General features: G+C 66.1%; 3 protein-coding genes. All 3 read right to left on the bottom strand.

The genetic code is table 11. From position 1 onward, the window contains the following. On the bottom strand, positions 1-1037 hold a 1037-nt coding region (locus WAW17_RS08205; RefSeq protein ID WP_422332489.1), incomplete at its 3' end, for an AMP-binding protein. Between the two features lie 109 nt (positions 1038-1146). Further along, positions 1147-1977: an HpcH/HpaI aldolase/citrate lyase family protein gene (locus tag WAW17_RS08210; RefSeq protein ID WP_422332490.1), complete on the bottom strand. Its 831-nt coding sequence runs from the start codon at positions 1975-1977 to the stop codon at positions 1147-1149. Continuing rightward, complete coding sequence (locus tag WAW17_RS08215) at positions 1974-2453, bottom strand: MaoC family dehydratase (protein ID WP_422332491.1); 480 nt, start codon at positions 2451-2453, stop codon at positions 1974-1976. The genes WAW17_RS08210 and WAW17_RS08215 overlap by 4 nt, the downstream gene beginning before the upstream one ends. Between the last annotated feature and the right edge of the window lie 26 nt (positions 2454-2479).

Genomic DNA, 2479 nt, shown 5'->3' on the forward strand with positions numbered 1-2479 from the left:
AACGCCCACAGCGTATCCGGGGTGGGGAACGACGGACTTCCGTCATAGCAGACAACCGTCGCGCCCACCAGCAGCGCTGACGTCTGGAAGTTCCACATCATCCAACTCGGGCTCGTGTACCAGAACAGGGTGTCGTCCCTGCCGATGTCGAGCTGAAGTGCCATCGACTTCACGTGCTCGAGCAGCACACCCCCGTGACCGTGCACGATGCCTTTCGGCAGGCCGGTGGTTCCTGAGGAGAACACCACCCACAGGGGATGATCGAACGGAACCGCCGCGGATTCCAGCTCACCGTCTCCACCCGCTGCGTTCGCCCACTGCATGGCTCCGTCGATCGGTCCCGTTCCGCCGAGACGCGGCACCACCACGGTGAACTTCACCGTCGGCAAGCCGTCACGCACGCGGAGGGAAGCCTCCACACGATCGTGCGCCTTGCCCCCGAACCGATACCCGTCCGCCGTGATCAGCGCCTTGGGTTCGAGCTGACCGAGGCGATCGAGCGCGGCCGGCGCGGAGTAGTCCTGCCCGCACGCTGCCCAGACCGCGCCGAGCGACACCGTAGCGAGGAACGCGATGACGGTCTCCGGAATGTTGGGAAGGTACCCGACCACACGGTCACCGATCCCGACACCGTGCGCACGCAACGTCGCCGCGAGTGCCGACACCCGGGATCGCAGTTCATCCCAGCCGACCGTCTCGTCGTGTCCGGTCTCGTCCGTGTACACAATGGCCGGCCGATCGGTCCGGGCATTCCGGAACACATGATCGACGTAGTTGAGCGTTGCACCGGGAAACCAGCGGGCCCCCGGCATCGACGCATCCGCCAGAGCCGGCCCCGGCTCACCGGCGGACCGGAGGTCGAAATAGTCCCACACGTCCTGCCAGAACGCAGCGGACTCGGAGACCGACCACCGCCACAATGCCTGATAGTCATCCACCGCCACAGCGTGACGCCGGGCAACGAAAGCAGCGAAGTCGCTGATGACCGCATCGCGCACATCGGCCTCGGTAGGCACCCACTGCGGGTCGACTGTCATGACGGTGGCCTTCCTCCCACCCCGTCACCGCACGGGCCCTCCGTGGCGTGCTGCCGGGTCACTCACCATCTTTCCCGGCAGCCACACCCGCGGCAGCGTTTCGAACCACTCAATCCTTCCGAGCCGAATGCGCATCCTTCGACCGTCTCGTGATCGCCTCGGCGTGCCGCAGTACCGGCGCGTCCACCATCTTGCCTTCGAACGTGAAGACGCCCCGCTGCTCGGCGGCGGCGGCAAGCACCCGCCGCGCCCAGTCGGATTCCTCCGGCGACGGGGTGTACGCGCCCCGGACCACCTCGACCTGACCGGGGTGAATGCTCACCTTGATGTCGAACCCCACAGCGACGGCGTCCGCTGCCTCCGCACGCAGACCGTCCAGATCCTTGATGTCGAGATACACCGAGTCCAGTGCCAGTCGGTTGTAGCCCTTGGCTGCCAGCAGCGTCGACGACCGGACGTGGCGCGCCACCTCGCGGTAGGTGCCGTCGTCTCGCCTGCTGGACTGACCACCCATCGCTGCGACCAGATCTTCGGCGCCCCACATCAGTCCGATGGTGCTCGCTGCCAGCGCGATGTCACCCACCGCAAGGGCCCCCAGGGGTGATTCGATGAGGGCGATCACCTCACGAGGTGCCAGCGACAAAACCTGTTCGGCGGATTCACACTTCGGCAGCATGATCCGGGTGTAGAGCGTCCCGTCCAGTGCCAGCAGGTCGAGTTCGTGATCGCCGGTCCCCACCGGATTGACCCGGACCACGGTGCGGTCCGGATTCAGCGGGGTGTCGATGAGCGCGATCCGGGCGGCTTCCTTGTCCGCGGCCGCCACCGCGTCCTCGAGATCCAGGATGACGACGTCCGCGGCAGCGGCTGCCTTGGCATAGCGGTCGGGACGATCGGCCGGGCAGAACAACCACGCCGGACCGGGCAGTTCCCAGCTCACGACGGCCTCTTCTGGACGAGGGTCTTGCGGACCGCGATGGCCACCACGTCACCCTGCTGGTTGCGCCCGGTGTGTTCGAGGGTCACGATGCCCTCCCCCGGCCTGCTCTTCGATTCCCGCTTGTCCGCTATCCGTGTCTCGGCGTACAGCGTGTCACCGTGGAACATCGGCTTGGGAAAGCTGATCTCCGAGAAGCCCAGGTTCGCCACGATGGTTCCCTGCGTCAGCTGAGCCACCGACAACCCCACCAGTGTCGACAGGGTGAACATCGAATTGACCAGTCGCTCACCGAATTGCGTTCCGGCGCTGTAGGCGGCATCGAGGTGTAGAGCCTGCGTGTTCATCGTCTGAGTCGTGAACAGCACGTTGTCGGCCTCGGTAATGGTGCGTCCGGGCCGATGCTCGTACACGGCGCCCAGCTCGAACTCCTCGAACCACAACCCCCGCTGCTCGATCCGCTTCGGTGCCGCGCTCACAGTCCGACCTCCCGTGCGATCAGCAT

This window comes from Rhodococcus sp. (in: high G+C Gram-positive bacteria), from assembly GCF_049286785.1.
GTDB lineage: Bacteria > Actinomycetota > Actinomycetes > Mycobacteriales > Mycobacteriaceae > Rhodococcus_F.